This window comes from Rhodococcus sp. 06-235-1A (assembly GCF_002258785.1).
Classification (GTDB): Bacteria; Actinomycetota; Actinomycetes; order Mycobacteriales; family Mycobacteriaceae; genus Rhodococcoides.
The window spans coordinates 99,564-114,214 of sequence record NZ_NOYI01000018.1 but is presented as its reverse complement, the minus strand read 5'-3'; the positions used below and the strand labels follow the sequence as shown (position 1 = coordinate 114,214).

The window sequence follows — 14,651 nt, the reverse complement described above, 5'->3', positions numbered from 1 at the left end:
ACAGATGGTCTGGAGGTGAACGCACCACATCGCAGACACAGCCCTGGGATGGTGGTGTCAGAACTCGGCTTCAGGGTGCCGCAGTGGCGAGAATGCCACTATGGCTGCGGCGATGGCGAATACGACGATGACGCCGATCAGGGTGGGTCGTTCACCGATCATGCTGACCAACAGGCCCGCGATCACGGCACCGACGGCGGCCATGGTGCGGTTGACGGAGCGCCTGGCGGCATTCACACGCCCGAGCAGCTCATCCGGGGTCAGCGCTTGCCAGTACCCCATCTCGTTCGCGTTCTCCGCTCCCGCCGCGAGGCCTTGCAGGCCGAGGGCTGCGAAAAGCAGAACATGGCCGACCGTTGTATCGGTTGCGAGGGCCACGAGTATCCAGGCGAGGGGATACAGAGTGCGGGCGAGGATGACTGCTGGACCCGAGCCGATTCGCTTGCCGAGCGTGTGGGCAATAGTTGCTCCGAAGAGGCTGGCCGCACCGAACGTCGTCAGCAGCAGTCCGTAGGTGTAGGCGCTGAACCCGAGCGAGCGGAGCGCGAAGAGCGACAGCACGGTCAGTGCGGCTCCGTTGGCGAGGAACCACACGTGTGTCGAGACGGCGAGCGGGTTGAGCGTGCGGTGGCGGTACGTGAATTTAAGACCGTCACGTACTTCGCCGATCAAGTTACGAGACTGAGAAGTAGGTCGAGGCTCGTCCACATCGAGGCTCGAATTGAGTGCTGCATCGACGAGATAGCTGATGGCATCGACGGCAATCACCAGGGGAGCGCCGAGCAAGCCTACGAGTCCGCCTCCGAGTGTCGGCCCCAATGTCGTTGCTGCCGCGTCGGCTTGGTCGAGTCGAGCGTTCGCCTGCACCAGTTGACCGCGTGGCACCAACCGAGGCAGCAGCGACTGCATCGCAGCGAATCCGAACACCGAGAAGGATCCGTACAAGAGCAACACGACGATCAGTACCCAGATGTGAAGTAGGCCTGCGAGCCACAGGAGTGGCACAGCGCCGAGCGTCACTGCGCGGCCGACGCTGGCCCACACCAGAATCGGCTTGCGACGCCACCGATCGACGTACACCCCCGCGACCAACCCGAGTACCGCATAAGGGATGAACTGTGCAGCGTTCACCACACCGACCTCGAAAGGTGTCGCGTCCAGAAGCTGCACCACCAAGATGGGCATCGCAACCGCTGTCACCGACGAGCCGGCCGAGCTGATCACTGCAGCCGTCAGAAACCGGCGAAACGACGAACGACTGCCTGGCGTCGAGACGTCACTCACGGGTTCTGCTCACGATGCCTCCGCACCACCGACTCAGCGATCTTCGCGCAACATCGCGTAGACGAGGGTGTCGGTCCATTCACCCTTGCACCACCAGTTCTGGCGGAAATGCGCTTCCTGCCGCATCCCGACCCGCGCCGCCAACCGGGCCGACGCGTCGTTGCGGCCGTCCAGCTGTGCGCTGATTCGGTGGATCTGAGGTAGCGAGAACACGTGCTCGACCAACGCGTTCACCGCCTCGGTGGCGTATCCGCGGCCCGCCACGTCGGGGGAGAACGTCCACCCGAGCTCGACGAGAGCCGGGGATCCGTCGATCAACCACGCCTCGACGTTGCCCACCACGGTTCCCTCGTGCTCGACGACCAGCGCGAGTGCCTGGGTGTTCAAGCCTGATCGCTTCATCCGTTTGCCCACCGCAGCAACCGCATCGGCGTGTGTCCACGCTTCGTGGAGCAGGTAGCGGCAGACCTCCGGGTCGCTGTAGTACGCGAGAATCCTGTCTGCGTCGTCGGGTTCGTACAGACGAAGGGTCAGGCGCTCGGTGTGGATGGGCTCGACAGTCATATGTCCGATTCTGCCCGACTTGTATTCACGCTGATTCGAACCCTGGTCTATGACCCGACTTGTGACGGATGGTGGTGAGTCGAACCTGCTCGCACTCAACCGGAAGGCCTGTACCCATGGTCATGACGTCGTACGCCGCTTCCGCGGGACCCGTGGACACGCGCGTCGGCGATGCCTCCGACATCGGCTCCACACCCGTCTCGCCGAAAGACTCTGCGTGGCAGCGGTACCGGTGGACCGTCGTGCGCGCCCTGTCACCGGTCGTCCTCCTCGTCCTCTGGCAGATCGCCAGTGCTGCCGGAGTTCTCTCCGAACGAGTGCTGCCCGCACCGTCACTGATCTTCGACGCGGGTCTGGAATTGCTGCGCAACGGTGAATTGGCAAACGCCCTGGCCATTTCCGGAACCCGCGTTGTTCAGGGACTCCTGCTCGGCGGGCTGATCGGGGTGGCGCTCGGAGCGCTCGTCGGGTTGTCGAAGCTCGCCGAGGCAACCGTCGACCCGCCGTTGCAGATGCTGCGCGCGTTACCGCACCTCGGCCTGATCCCGCTGTTCATCCTGTGGTTCGGGATCGGCGAGACTCCGAAGATCCTGCTGGTCGCTCTCGGAGTCGCGTTTCCGCTGTACCTCAACACGTTCTCGGCCATCCGTCAGATCGATCGTGACTTCCTCGACACGGCCGTCGTACTCGGGTTCTCGTGGCGTCAGCGGTTCACCACGATCATCCTGCCGAGCATCGCTCCACAATTGCTGGTGGGACTGAGGCAATCGTTGGCCATCGCCTGGTTGTCGTTGATCGTGGCCGAGCAGATCAACGCCGAATCCGGCCTGGGTTACATCATCAACAACGCTCGGGACTTCCTGCGGGTGGACACCATCATCTTCGGACTCGTCGTCTACGCGTTGATGGGAATCGCCACCGACGGCATCGTGCGGATACTCGAAAAGCGCGCTCTTCGTTACCGATTGGATGTCTGACTCATGACCACGACAGCCACGTCCGTCGCCACCCTCCACGGGATCGACAAGTTCTACGGCTCCAGTCACGTGTTGAAGGGTGTCGACCTGTCCATCGAGCGCGGAGAGATTGTCTCGCTGGTCGGACGATCCGGCTCCGGCAAGTCGACCATTCTGCGTGTCCTGGCCGGGCTCTCGACGGATCACACGGGGGAGCGGCACGTTGCCGGGCATCCTGCGGTGGCGTTCCAGGAACCACGGCTGTTTCCGTGGCGGTCGGTTCGTCAGAACGTTGCCTACGGTCTGAACACCGCGGGCGTCACGGGCAATGACGCGTTGACTGCTGCGGACGCGACTCTCGATGAGGTGGGACTGGCCGACAAACGGGACGCATGGCCACTCACGTTGTCCGGTGGGCAAGCTCAGCGCGCCGCGCTGGCGCGGGCGTTGGTGGGGGAGCCCGAACTGCTGCTCCTCGACGAACCGTTCGGAGCGCTCGACGCACTCACACGACTGACCATGCAGTCTCTCCTGCTCGATCTGTGGGGACGGCACGGCTTCGGAATTTTGCTGGTCACCCACGACGTCGACGAAGCGATCGCGTTGGGGGACAGGGTGGTGGTGCTCGACGGGGGTGCCGTGGCCGAGACAGTCCCCGTCGACCTGCCACGTCCCCGCGACCGGGGAACAGCCGGATTCTCTCGCATTCGCACCCATCTGCTCGGTGCCCTCGGCGTCCACTGATCTTCCAGTTCGCCGAGCGCGTCAATTTCACTGATAAGAAGGATCTTTCACGCATGTCATCACACGCTCGACACCGATCTCTGCGCGCCCTCAGCGTGCTAGCCGCCCTGTCCCTGACGGTCGTCGGACTCACCGGCTGCGTCTCCCGTGGCAGCGATACCGCTACGACCGAGGCCCCTGCACTCGTCTCCAACGACCAGCTCGCCACGGTCACCCTCGACGTCGGCGACCAGAAGGGTGGCACCGAAGCTCTGCTTCGCGCATCGGGTGAGCTCGACTCGGCTCCCTACGATGTCGCGTTCTCCACCTTCACCTCCGGCCCGCCTCAGGTGGAGGCCGCAACGGCCGGCCAGATCGACTTCGCAGTCACGGGCAACACGCCTCCGGTGTTCGGTGTGGCAGCCAACGCGCGCATCAAGGTCGTCTCCGCCTACAGCAACGATGCGAGTGGGGATCAGATTCTCGTGCCTGCAGATTCGACTCTGGCGTCGTTCGCAGACCTGCGCGGCAAGAAGATCGCAGTGGGCAAGGGAAGTTCGGCGCACGGCCATGTGCTGCTGCAGCTGCAGAAGGCCGGCTTGACCACCGACGACGTTCAGTTGGTCTTCCTTCAGCCTGCCGATGCGCTGACGGCATTCACCTCGGGTGAGGTCGATGCCTGGGCGATCTGGGATCCGTTCACCGCGATCGCGCAGGTCCAGAACGGCTCGAAGACGCTGACCACCGCCGAGGGCGTGGCCAACGGCTACGGCTTCGGTATCGCCTCGCAACAGGCGCTGGACGACCCCGCGAAGAACACTGCGCTGCAGGACTTCGTCGTTCGTCTGGCCAAGGCGTCCGCCTGGGCGGACGCCAATCCGGCCGAGTGGGCGGCGGCGTACTCCGCGGCCGTCGGGATCGACCCGGCTGCAGGTGAATTGGCGCAGGGGCGAAGCCAGCGACCCGCAATTGCTTTGGACAACACAGTGATCGAGTCCGAGCAGGCACTCTTCGATGCATTCGTGGAGAGCGGAAGCATCCCTGGAGGCAACAAGTTCGAGGACTTCGTCGACACACGGTACAGCGACGCCATCGCCGGCGCGACCGCCTCCACCAACTGATCACCCACCACGTCGTAGGAGTTCTCTCGTGACCGCACGCATCTTCTGGTTCCTTCCCACCGCAGGCGACGGCCGGTCCATCGTCGGCGCGTCCCACGCATCCGGTAACCTCCGCGAACCGGCCGGGTTTCGTCGCCCATCGTTGCGTTACCTCACCGAGGTCGCTCAAGCCGCAGACCGACTCGATTTCGAGGGTGTGTTGACCCCGACGGGAACGTGGTGCGAGGACGCATGGCTGACGACGGCCGCGTTGCTGCAGAGCACCCGACGGCTGAAGTTCCTCGTTGCTTTCCGTCCCGGCCTCACGCCGCCCACGTTGGCGGCGCAGCAGGCCGCGACGTTGCAGCGGTTCTCGGAGGGGCGGGTGTTGTTCAACATCGTCACCGGGGGCGACGATGTCGAACAGCGGCGGTTCGGGGATTGGATCGATCACGACCGGCGCTACGCCCGCACCGATGAGTTCCTCGAACTGGTGCAACGGATCTGGACCGAGCCGTCGGTGGACCACGAGGGTGAGTTCTTCAAGGTCGCCGATGCGCGGGTGTCCGAAGCGCCGGATCCGTTGCCGGAGTTCTGGTTCGGCGGTTCATCCGAGCCGGCTCTTGCCGTCGCTGCCAAGCGGGTGCAGACGTACCTGACGTGGGGCGAGCCGCCGGCCGATGCTCGCGCCAAGATCGAGAAAGTGCAGGCGCTCGCTGATGCCGAGGGCCGCAAGCTCACCTATGGCATTCGCTTGCACACCATCAGCCGTGACACGTCCGAAGAGGCCTGGGCCGTCGCCCACAAGCTCCTCGACGAGCTTCCCGAAGAGCAGGTCTCTCAGGCACACGCGCTGCACTCGTCCTCGCAGTCCGAGGGGCAGCGCCGGATGGCCGCGTTGCACGGTGGCAGCAAGGATTCGCTCGAGATCTACCCGAACCTGTGGGCCGGTGTCGGCCTGGTTCGTGGCGGCGCAGGTACGGCTCTTGTCGGTTCGCACGAGGAGGTCGCGAACCTGATCGGCGAATACCACGACGCCGGGTTCGACGAGTTCATCCTCTCGGGCTACCCGCACCTGGAGGAGGCGTACCACTTCGCCGAGGGAGTGCGGCCCATCCTCGACGCACGAGGAATCACCGTTCCTGCGCGCCGGGTGTAGTTGTCAGTTCCAGGTCGCCTGCTGCATTGACAGCACAAATCCGTGTCCGTCACCCGCGTCGCAGATCATGGCCTCGACTCGGGAGTAGCAGGTGTAACCGTTGAACGAAATCGATGTGTTGTACTTCAACGGCTGAGCGTTCTCGACTCCGAATGCGCCCTGGTTGAAGCACATCGGCGTCACTCTGCCCGGGTCCAGGAAGAACCCCTTGCTCATTTCGTCGGCCGAGAATGGTGGCTTGTCGCAGTCCGCGCCGTCGGGCACGGGAGCGTCCGTGGCCTGGCAGCCCGACGAGAACTCCGTGGACCCGAGCTTGCAATAGACGTTGCCCGACGGCGACTTCCAGCCGACTTCGTTGTTGATCGCGGCGTATCGGGTGGGATCGACCGGGGTGATCGGTGTTGTCTCGGTCGATGGTGTTGTGACAGAACCGGAGTCGGGTTCACTGCTGATCGGGGGCTGAACGCTGGAGACCGGTGGCGACGCGTCGTTCGATGCAGTCGGCGCACCCCCGACCTTAGTGGGGATGACCGACGGCATTGCATCCGTCGGTGCGTCCGAACTGCCACATCCCATCAGGGCCAACCCGGCGCATGTGATGGCCAGGGCGGAGACAACGGTGCGAATCCTGTTGCGCGTCATCAGTTCGACGTCGCTTGCTGCATCGACAACACGAATCCGTGTCCGCCGCCCGCGTCGCAGATCATCGCTTCGACACGGGAAAAGCACGTCATCCCATTGAACGTGATGGAGGTATTGTATTCCAACGTCTGCGCGTTCTCGACGCCGAATTCGCCTTGGTTGAAGCAGGTCGGTGTCACCTTCCCCGGCGACATGTAGAAGCCCTTACTGAGCTGGTCGATCGTGAACGACGGGTTGACGCAGTTCGCGCCGTCCGGTACTGGAGCATCTCCCGACTGGCAACCGGACGAGAATTCGAACGCGCCGATCTTGCAATAAATCTTGCCCGAGGGGGACTTCCACCCGACCTGGTCGCCGTACGCGGTGTAGCGGGCCGGGTCGACGGGTGTGATCGGTGCGGTGTTGTTCACGGGGTTCGCGGGGTTCTGCGCTGGATCGGTGGCCTCCGGTGCGGAGGCGGTGTCCGTGGTCTCGACCGGGGGGTTTGCAATGGTCACCTGGGGCGGCGCGGGAATCTGCGATGCGGCGCTGGGAGCTGGGGCCGGTGCGGCCGCGGGGGCGTCCTCGCCACCGCAGGCCGTCAGCACGAAGGCGAGGGCGGCAGTGGCCGCGAGCAGAGCAGTTCTTCGAAACATTCGGAGCTCCTTCATCAGAAAGCAATGTTGACGTCGCGGGAGATCATGAAGCCTCTGTCGCCGTCGTAGCAGGTGATGCCGGCTTCGGTGGACCGGCAGAAGTTGCCCGTCACTCCGATGACCTGGCCGTATTCGAGAACTCGGGGACCGGGATTTCCGCCGAAGAAGATCCCCTGGTTGGTGCAGATCTGTTCGACGGTGCCGCCTTCGCGGATCTGCACCCCGTAGGTGTTGTTCTCGGTATTGAGGCATTCCCGGCCGGTGTTGCCGGGTACCGAGTATCGAACTTGGCAGCCCACGATGGTTCCTGGTGCATTGACCGAACCGAATGCGCAGAAGACATTTCCACTGGGGGACTGGAAGAAGTACTGGCCACCGTCTACCTCGAAGTCGCGTGCGTCGACGTTGACGTCGTCACGGTTCGGGGCGGGTGGCACGGCAGCGGGTCCCGCATCGGCGGGTAGCTCCGATGCCGGAGTCGCGTTCTCCGGAGCCTCGACCGCTGGTCCGTCCGTTCCGGTGCCACCGCCCACGTCGGGGGAGTCGGCGGCTGACGGAGCGGGCGCTGCGCTGGTGACCGGCGCTGGATCGGTGCTGGTCGGCTCCTGGGAACCACACGCGGTGGTTCCCAGGGTGGTCGCGGCGACCAGGGCACACATGGCCACGATGTTTCGGACTTGCCTCATTCGTTCGTCCTCACCGGTGGCTGCGAAGTGCATCACCTCTTGGCAACTAAATCGAACGGTCCGAGTGGTCTGTTAACGTCTTTCGTGTCACGACCGCGTCACGAATCGGTATACGGCTGGACTATCGGACATTTCGCCTGCGAGGGTGAAAACGACGGAACACTCAAGAACCAGTTGATGTTTCAGCTTCAACCTGAGACGCCTGGTGTGGGACTCGTTCTTGTCTGGAATCACGTTGTGTGACATCGACGAAAGGCATGCAGTATGCGAAAGTCATTGCGGCAAGCGGTAGTAGCGACGGCACTCGCTGTTCCCTTGGTGTTCGGTATCGGAGCGGGCACGGCTGCTGCGGCCCCGCAGGTGACGAATCTGCAGGTGCCGATCGTGACCGGGTTCCAGATCGCTCCTGGAGCCGTCCCCGGTGGCTTCTTCCAGACCATTCCGATGAAAGCCACCGTGGGCGACGAGCCCGGTGTTGCCCGCTTCTCTGCGGCGAACATCGCCCCGTTCGCCGATCAGTATCCCTACCGGTATCTCAATCTGAGCTGGCGGAACTTGGCGACGGGAGCAACGGGTGCCGCCGACCTTCGGCACTGGCAGGACGATCCGACACCGTCGCCCGAGGGACCCTACGGACGGGAAGATCTTCCGCTCGAGGTGGTCGCGAACACCGGCTCGGGTCCCGTCGTGGTGACGGTGACGCATACCCGGGACTACTCGAACGGCGGTCAGTGGGGCTCCCCGTACCTCGACACCCTTCTCCCCGGTGTTGGCGTGGTGGTCGTTCCCTGACCTGTTTCGGTGACCCTAGGTTCCCAGGTCACCGGCGATATCGGCAGCAGCGAGCATCGAAACAAGCACTGGCACGACGCGTTTCGCGGCGATTCGATAGTCGCCGCGACCCTGCTGCTCGACGATGTTCGCCGAACTCAGCGTCTTGAGGTGGTGATAGATCTGACCGGAGGAGCCGACTCCCACCGCCGCGTGCAGATCCGCAGCGTTCGCCGGGCCGCGCAGCAGTGTCCGCACGATTTGCAACCGCACCGGATGTCCCAGAGCCGCAAGCACTTCTGATGCCGACGGAACGGGTAACTCCACGATGGCGTCGGGGGAGTAGCCGATGTCCCAACGGACCGTGCCGTACAGATGCACGTCGCCTTGATAGGCGATCATGCCTCCTGTTGTCTCCCTGGCCTCTGGCTGCTCGGGAGCGTCGCGTCGTTCCAACTCGGCGACGCGGGCTTCCAGCTCTGCCAGTCTCGACTCGAACTCTGCGCTCACACCACGCAGGCTATCCGGTCGAGAACCTCGGGCGAGAGCATCGCCTCCACGATGAGTTGCTGCTGTACGCCGGCTCCTGCATACGCATGCTCGAATCTGTCCGCGGGGAGGCCATCGGTGAGCCACACGGCCGTGGCGACTGTTCCGTCGTTGCGGCGCAACTCGAATCCCTGGGTCAGGACACCGGGGAGGCTGCCCCCTTTGAAGCCGATACCGCGGACGCTGTCGCCGGCGGGTTGCCATTCCAGTTGGCGCAGAATGGTGTCGGATGCGTTGCCATAAGTGCCGTCCGTGAAGGCGCGATACATACCGTTCAATTCTTCGGCCGAACCGCCACGGAAACTGCTCTCGACCCTGGATACCTGGTCCTCGTAGGTCGGCACTTGCACGGACGCCTCGGCCTGGGCCCGGAACTGCGGCTCGAATGCCCACTTCTGAGCGGTCTCCCAGGTATCTGCATCGGCGATTTCGGGATCGAAGACCGAGAGCATGTCGGCCACCATGCTCGGTAGCTCGAAGTTCTCCCAACCTCCGGTTGCTGCGGCGTCGACGAGGGCCTGATCGCCGAGTCGGTAGCGGAGGTAGTCGGGAACCGAGTTGTCGCTTTCTTGGATCATGGCCGAGACCATGTCGTCGATGCGAACCGTGGCATTGGGGTCGGTTGCGTTGGTGCCGGTGTTCGCAATTCCCAATCGGGTCAAGGCATTCGGATGTGCATTGGCGTCGGTGCGGGGTACGTACCAGCGTTCCCAATCCGAGAGGGCCACTTGCTCGTTGGGGTCGATGGTGCCGTTCGCGACTGCCTGGGCGTAGGCGGCGAGATGCACGACCTTGATCGCGGATGCGAGTACCTGCTCTTGGTCGGCCCGATGTTCGACGGTTCGGCCACGGCCGTCGTCGATGACGAGGCTGACGGTGTCGGGTGCCTGATCGATCAGTCCGATCCATCCGTCCTCGGTGGCGAGGTCGGTGGACGTGACGGGAGCGCAGTTCTCCGGCGTCGGGGTAGTGGTGGTCGCTGCAGTTGCGTCCGTGTTGGTGCCGCATCCGCCCACCAACAGCGCAGCTGCACAGGCTGCCGAGATCCAGGTCGAGCGTCGCATCGAGTTCTCCCATCCGTTATTCCGTAATTCCGGAATAACCATAGACCGGGCTGTTCGACGCCGCAAGACCTGAACGGAATTGCTCTGAACTGGCTGCTCAGAACAACGTTGGTGCGGTGTAGCGACCGTGTCGTGCTTCGTTGAGTCGGGCGCTCCAGCGCTGCACGAGCCACATTTCGACGAGCTCGGGGCTGGTGCCGAGGTCGGTCGCCCAGTGGGTGATGAGTTCGACGTAGCGGTCGTAGCGGCGACGCGTGAAGCCAGTGACGGACGGATCTTCGAGCCATCCTTCGTGGATGAGTGTCCAAACGGCGTATTGGTCGATCAGCTGCGCAGGACCGCCATAGACCGATGCCTTCACCGCCCACAGGAACGTGGCCATCAGGGACATTCCGACGCCGGGGGCATCGGGCCAGCCGGACCAGGTCGAGTTCGGATGGTCGGGCACTGCGCGGTTGCGGACGCAGCTGTCGAGGACAGCGAGAGTCTTGGCGACTGGGTTCTCGTTGGGGCGGCTGAGGTGCGGATTTATGACGTCCGGGAATCGGCGCATCGCTCTGCGGTGCCGATGGCTTTCTGCAGAAACCTAGCGAGTGGCTGCAACCGACATCGTCTCAAGGTTTCTACACCAGGACGAAAAGCGTGTATGCCCGCCAGATACGATCTGGCCACACCAGCCAGGGAGATCGGCGAGACCAGATATAGCGGCTACGGACGAACACTTGCTGAATGTGTCGCGGTTTTGGTGAGATACAAAGTTTCGTACGAGTCTAACCTCCTCAGCCTTCGAGTCGACAGACCCCAGGCTAGATGTGATCTCCGCTAGATTTGCCACCCCCAAGTTTTTCGCTATCATAATTGACTTATTGGCATTTCCCCAATATATTGTGGCCGGCTTTTTTCTTTTTATTGGTGAGCATGCCCAGGTTAGGGCGGTTTGGTAGTCGCCATGCTTTTCGACCAAAAGGCCGAAAGGTAGCTTTATTCCGGACCGAGTCGACGGCCGGCGAGCGGCCGAACAGAAAATTAGCCGTTCAATGAACTTCTCCCATTCGGAGTAAAGCGAGATGGCACAGTAGGTGGTCATCTCAACTTGGACGTAGGTGGTGAGGTCCCAATTGAAACTTATAAATCTTGCATCAATAGCTCGGCTTCTCTTTATGAAGTTGTTGCTTAGTTGACTTAGTTCCTGCATACTCAACCGAATTTTTCAATTCTATCCTGTCCGGTTATCGCCCAGTAGTAGGCACCTGCCCTGATTTGGCGGGTTGATATCCTTTGTGTAGATCCCTTTGACGCACTAACAAATCCCGCATACTTCCCGGATGTCACCCCCTCGTCGATCGCGGATGCTAATTCTCTAAGTCGATTTCGCGCGGACTCGACATCAATTCTAGATTTTTGGTCGTCGACTCGGGACATGGCTGCGAACAAAGTAAGAAACTGCGTCGACCGCCGAATTTCGGTCTCGCGAATTATAGATCCGAATTTATCCACGATCTGTTCTAAGACTCGATCGACTTTTGACCGTATTTCACCGGCATTCGGAATCTCATCATCGTATTTTTGGTATAGTGAGTCAATGCGCGAAGCGCCTCCATCTTGAAGTCCTTCAATTGCGACTCCATAAATCTCTGCCATTAACTCATCGTCCTTCATTCTCAATCGGTCTCGACCTTGAATTACTCCGAATACATCCCACAATACCCGCCATCTCACCGCAGAGCGAACTACCTCCCATTTGAATTCCCCCTGGAATTTAGCATGTCTTTTTTCTGCGGGACTCAAGGAAACTGTATATGAGTTCAACCGAGCGAATACCTCAAGAACGTCTGTATCATCGGCATTAACTAGCTGGTCTACGGCAATTGGATACGTCAAGAACGCCTCTTGTTGCTCTTCTGAAAGGTCATCATATATTAATCCGGCGAACTCTTCGGCGCGCCTAGTCAGTCTAAGATCCCCCGCAGCAAACTCGATAATGGAACGTATTCGCTGTTGGCCATCAACTATCTCTCTGAGAGACTTTTTTGTTGTGAGGTCAATTTTCGTGCGCAGATAGATCTTGGGCATCGGCATACCCCGAAGAATGGTGTCAATCAGCATGACTTTCGCGGTGGGTGCCCATATTTCTCGGCGCTGAAAATCCCGATTAATTATTAACGTCTGGTCCTCGTCCCAGCCGAGAAAGTCGTGAATTTTGTATTGTTGAAGTATTGACGTAGTGGCCACTGATACCCCTTCTATGAAAGTAATCGATGGTTTTGACTGCGAGCTAAGTTGCGCGCTCGTTGTTGGTTTGTATCCCATAATTAGGTGGGTATCTATTGATATTTGTGTCTCGAACGGCACGCCGGCCCATTTTGTCTGAGATCCAGACTGTATCCTTTCAGTTGCAAGAACCTTGTTCTAGCTATATAGAACCCTATGCGTTCGTCCGTCTTGTGCAGACTTCCTGGTCATCTCAGTCCATGACATCACCATATCCGGCCGGTCGCGAACCGAGAATTTTCTATCCGTATTACAAGGCCGATCGAAGCACTTGAAATTGGCGGGACCCTAGCTCCCTTGTTCAGGACTAGGGTGGGCGAGGTGTAGCGGCCGTGCCGTGCTCCGTCCAGTTGGGCGCTCCAGCGCTCATACTAGCCACTGTTTGTCTGGTGCCGATATCGGTGGCCAAGCTTTATGAGTTCGCCGTAATGAACACGGGAGGATCTGTTAACGGACGGGTCGTCGAACCATCCGCCGTGCATGGAGTAGGAATACTTCACAATTACCAATTCTTAATCTTCCTCAGCGAGTGGAAGTCGATAGTAGGTATTTACGCCCTCGCTCCAGTAGCGCCTTTGTCACGGCCTCGCTCTTTGCAACGCGATCGAGGAGCACCTCGCCCGAATTTCTTGAGAATTTTGTGTATTCCGACTCAATAATTCGCATAAGTGTCGAAAGTTCGCCGTGCGTGATTTCTACTGCTTCCAACTTTGCGACCTCGGATGTGCTTGGTCGGTTTCTGCGGGTAAGAGCAATCATCGCCAACATCGCGAGGTGGTAGCAGAAATCGTCAATGTCAGTTTCAGGGCCTCGTCCATGCTTGAGAAAGTCCTGGCATTTACGAATTACATTGATTGCAACCGAAAATATTGCGACCGGATGTTGCGGCGAGAAAAGCAAATCATATAAGTCTTCCTCGAAGATCTTTGAGAGGCTTCCGCGTGCCACGTGAGGCATTTGCACCAATGTGGCTAGTAAGGCTTGCCCCATCTGATCAATCGAAACCACGCTGGCGAGCGGTATTCCTCTATTTTGGTAAAAGTTTCTTCTTCTTTCGTAGTATAAATTCTGTTTCGCTAGGTATTCTTCGATCTGCCTTTGAACCTTGTCGGTTGATCTGAGGGCGCTTGGGCCCAGCGCAGTCTGGCTATTGGTTGCGCGAATGATGCGGTCTCGCACTTTCGGGTTGGTGGCTTGAATTACTTTCACCAAAAGGCTGCGTTGGTCCAGTTCTGTATCGCCACGCCTACTACGCTTGTAGATCTCGTTTGACGTCTGAAGCCCATTAACGACCTGGGGAGAATCCAGTTCGAGAAGTTTGTTTGCGGGCTGAACACGGTTTGCCACAATTGTAACCCCGTTGTTCAACCACCAGAAGTCCGTCTCGTGGTCGACCTTGTCTAGTGAGTCTTGAATGCTCCGGTTGACCGAGGTATCACCCTCATAGTCCCTCACGTTTGCCTCAAACAATGATGCATCTATCTCACCGGACTCGCTGGTTATGAAGTCCTCGTAAGCTTTTAGCTTGACTACCGCGATGTAACCACCGACTGTATCGGTCGATATTGGGTTCTCTGCTAGTGCAAGATTCCGAGTGGTTGTTGGCTTATCGCGGGCCATGTCTGCTAGATCGGCTGCATCGACAAAGTCGATGGAAGGAGCGCAACCCCGGAAGCAGTCGAATAGGGCACGTTCCAGGTCCTCGGACTTTTCTCGCGTTGACGGATGAACGTGGTCCGCTTTTAGAGAAACAAAAACTATATACACCCGGAGGCTGGGCATTTCCAATGCTCGATATACGGCGAGGAATCGGCGGGTTATCTCAATTACCTTGGGGTTAAATCCCCTACTCAGAGCCTGCTCGTCGCGTCCGAAGTCGAGCAACTGTGGAAGTGCCAGGGAAAGTTTATTTATCGCATCCTCGCCAAAACTTCTGGAATTCTTTACCTGAAATATAAAGAGATCAAGTGTCGCATTCCTCCCGAGCGGGGCTACTGGTACATCATCTGTGATAGCAAGTGCATTAACAAAAATGTAGGCCGCATCGATCCCACCATCATGCCTTCCATCGACTATTCCGGATAGTAGGTCATCGTTAGTCGGTTTATAGTGACGCAGGTACTGTTTGGCGGCGAAAAATGTTTCATGGTCGCTACGACTGGAGTCCGGCGCTAGGCGTTTTTGGTCCTGGTCGATCATTTCGTTCAGCAATATCACATCGTTCGCAGACAACTCTTGACACTACCT

The 14,651-nt window shown here is 59.9% G+C and carries 15 protein-coding genes; 5 read left to right on the top strand and 10 right to left on the bottom strand.

The window, feature by feature from the left end; all coding sequences use genetic code 11:
• Nucleotides 1–57: 57 nt before the first annotated feature.
• Both CH275_RS17535 and CH275_RS17530 read right to left on the bottom strand, forming a co-directional pair.
• The gene (locus CH275_RS17535; RefSeq protein ID WP_094679614.1) at nt 58–1,284 is read right to left on the bottom strand and encodes an MFS transporter; all 1,227 of its coding nucleotides are present in this window, start codon (nt 1,282–1,284) and stop codon (nt 58–60) included.
• 33 nt (nt 1,285–1,317) lie between these two features.
• Nucleotides 1,318–1,848: a GNAT family N-acetyltransferase gene (locus CH275_RS17530; RefSeq protein WP_094679613.1), complete on the bottom strand. Its 531-nt coding sequence runs from the start codon at nt 1,846–1,848 to the stop codon at nt 1,318–1,320.
• 122 nt (nt 1,849–1,970) lie between these two features.
• Between CH275_RS17530 and CH275_RS17525 the strand changes: the two genes are divergently transcribed.
• Genes CH275_RS17525 through CH275_RS17510 form a run of 4 tightly spaced genes read left to right on the top strand, consistent with a single transcriptional unit; the run spans nt 1,971 to nt 5,786 of the window.
• Complete coding sequence (locus CH275_RS17525; protein WP_094679665.1) at nt 1,971–2,825, top strand: ABC transporter permease; 855 nt, start codon at nt 1,971–1,973, stop codon at nt 2,823–2,825.
• 3 nt (nt 2,826–2,828) lie between these two features.
• Nucleotides 2,829–3,548 (top strand): ABC transporter ATP-binding protein, encoded by a 720-nt coding sequence (locus CH275_RS17520; protein WP_094679612.1) that lies wholly within the window; start codon nt 2,829–2,831, stop codon nt 3,546–3,548.
• 53 nt (nt 3,549–3,601) lie between these two features.
• Nucleotides 3,602–4,648, top strand: a complete 1,047-nt coding sequence (locus CH275_RS17515; RefSeq protein ID WP_094679611.1) for an ABC transporter substrate-binding protein — start codon at nt 3,602–3,604, stop codon at nt 4,646–4,648.
• A 28-nt stretch (nt 4,649–4,676) separates the two neighbouring features.
• Nucleotides 4,677–5,786: an LLM class flavin-dependent oxidoreductase gene (locus tag CH275_RS17510; protein WP_094679610.1), complete on the top strand. Its 1,110-nt coding sequence runs from the start codon at nt 4,677–4,679 to the stop codon at nt 5,784–5,786.
• A gap of 3 nt (nt 5,787–5,789) precedes the next feature.
• Here CH275_RS17510 and CH275_RS17505 read toward each other — a convergent pair whose 3' ends face one another.
• From CH275_RS17505 to CH275_RS17495, 3 genes are read right to left on the bottom strand one after another with little or no spacing between them, the layout of a single operon-like run.
• The gene (locus tag CH275_RS17505; protein ID WP_094679609.1) at nt 5,790–6,428 is read right to left on the bottom strand and encodes a hypothetical protein; all 639 of its coding nucleotides are present in this window, start codon (nt 6,426–6,428) and stop codon (nt 5,790–5,792) included.
• Nucleotides 6,428–7,063: a hypothetical protein gene (locus tag CH275_RS29535; protein ID WP_179276206.1), complete on the bottom strand. Its 636-nt coding sequence runs from the start codon at nt 7,061–7,063 to the stop codon at nt 6,428–6,430. Before CH275_RS29535 ends, CH275_RS17505 begins: the two co-directional genes overlap by 1 nt.
• A gap of 14 nt (nt 7,064–7,077) precedes the next feature.
• Nucleotides 7,078–7,749 carry a hypothetical protein gene (locus CH275_RS17495; protein WP_094679664.1) on the bottom strand — a complete coding sequence of 224 codons (672 nt, stop codon included), beginning with the start codon at nt 7,747–7,749 and terminating at the stop codon, nt 7,078–7,080.
• 264 nt (nt 7,750–8,013) lie between these two features.
• On the opposite strand from CH275_RS17495, the gene CH275_RS17490 reads away from it, so the two are divergent.
• Entirely contained in the window at nt 8,014–8,541 is a 528-nt protein-coding gene (locus CH275_RS17490) for a hypothetical protein (protein WP_094679607.1), read from the top strand.
• A gap of 15 nt (nt 8,542–8,556) precedes the next feature.
• On the opposite strand, the gene CH275_RS17485 is transcribed toward CH275_RS17490, so the two are convergent.
• The 5 genes from CH275_RS17485 to CH275_RS17465 form a co-directional block, all read right to left on the bottom strand.
• On the bottom strand, nt 8,557–9,030 hold the full coding sequence (locus CH275_RS17485) for an ArsR/SmtB family transcription factor (RefSeq protein WP_094679606.1): 474 nt from the start codon (nt 9,028–9,030) through the stop codon (nt 8,557–8,559).
• Nucleotides 9,027–10,133, bottom strand: a complete 1,107-nt coding sequence (locus CH275_RS17480; RefSeq protein ID WP_094679605.1) for a serine hydrolase — start codon at nt 10,131–10,133, stop codon at nt 9,027–9,029. The genes CH275_RS17485 and CH275_RS17480 overlap by 4 nt, the downstream gene beginning before the upstream one ends.
• Nucleotides 10,134–10,230: 97 nt before the next feature.
• Nucleotides 10,231–10,686: an 8-oxoguanine DNA glycosylase OGG fold protein gene (locus tag CH275_RS17475; RefSeq protein ID WP_256991093.1), complete on the bottom strand. Its 456-nt coding sequence runs from the start codon at nt 10,684–10,686 to the stop codon at nt 10,231–10,233.
• Nucleotides 10,687–11,330: 644 nt separating this feature from the next.
• Complete coding sequence (locus CH275_RS17470; protein WP_218828803.1) at nt 11,331–12,365, bottom strand: DUF262 domain-containing protein; 1,035 nt, start codon at nt 12,363–12,365, stop codon at nt 11,331–11,333.
• Nucleotides 12,366–12,926: 561 nt separating this feature from the next.
• Entirely contained in the window at nt 12,927–14,636 is a 1,710-nt protein-coding gene (locus CH275_RS17465) for an AIPR family protein (RefSeq protein ID WP_143546809.1), read from the bottom strand.
• Between the last annotated feature and the right edge of the window lie 15 nt (nt 14,637–14,651).

Coding starts and splice junctions, on each gene's coding strand:
- CH275_RS17530 (WP_094679613.1), bottom strand. CDS start 1,848: ATGACTGTCGAGCCCATCCACACCGAGCGCCTGACCCTTCGTCTGTAC.
- CH275_RS17525 (WP_094679665.1), top strand. CDS start 1,971: ATGACGTCGTACGCCGCTTCCGCGGGACCCGTGGACACGCGCGTCGGC.
- CH275_RS17520 (WP_094679612.1), top strand. CDS start 2,829: ATGACCACGACAGCCACGTCCGTCGCCACCCTCCACGGGATCGACAAG.
- CH275_RS17515 (WP_094679611.1), top strand. CDS start 3,602: ATGTCATCACACGCTCGACACCGATCTCTGCGCGCCCTCAGCGTGCTA.
- CH275_RS17505 (WP_094679609.1), bottom strand. CDS start 6,428: ATGACGCGCAACAGGATTCGCACCGTTGTCTCCGCCCTGGCCATCACA.
- CH275_RS29535 (WP_179276206.1), bottom strand. CDS start 7,063: ATGTTTCGAAGAACTGCTCTGCTCGCGGCCACTGCCGCCCTCGCCTTC.
- CH275_RS17495 (WP_094679664.1), bottom strand. CDS start 7,749: ATGAGGCAAGTCCGAAACATCGTGGCCATGTGTGCCCTGGTCGCCGCG.
- CH275_RS17490 (WP_094679607.1), top strand. CDS start 8,014: ATGCGAAAGTCATTGCGGCAAGCGGTAGTAGCGACGGCACTCGCTGTT.
- CH275_RS17480 (WP_094679605.1), bottom strand. CDS start 10,133: ATGCGACGCTCGACCTGGATCTCGGCAGCCTGTGCAGCTGCGCTGTTG.
- CH275_RS17475 (WP_256991093.1), bottom strand. CDS start 10,686: ATGCGCCGATTCCCGGACGTCATAAATCCGCACCTCAGCCGCCCCAAC.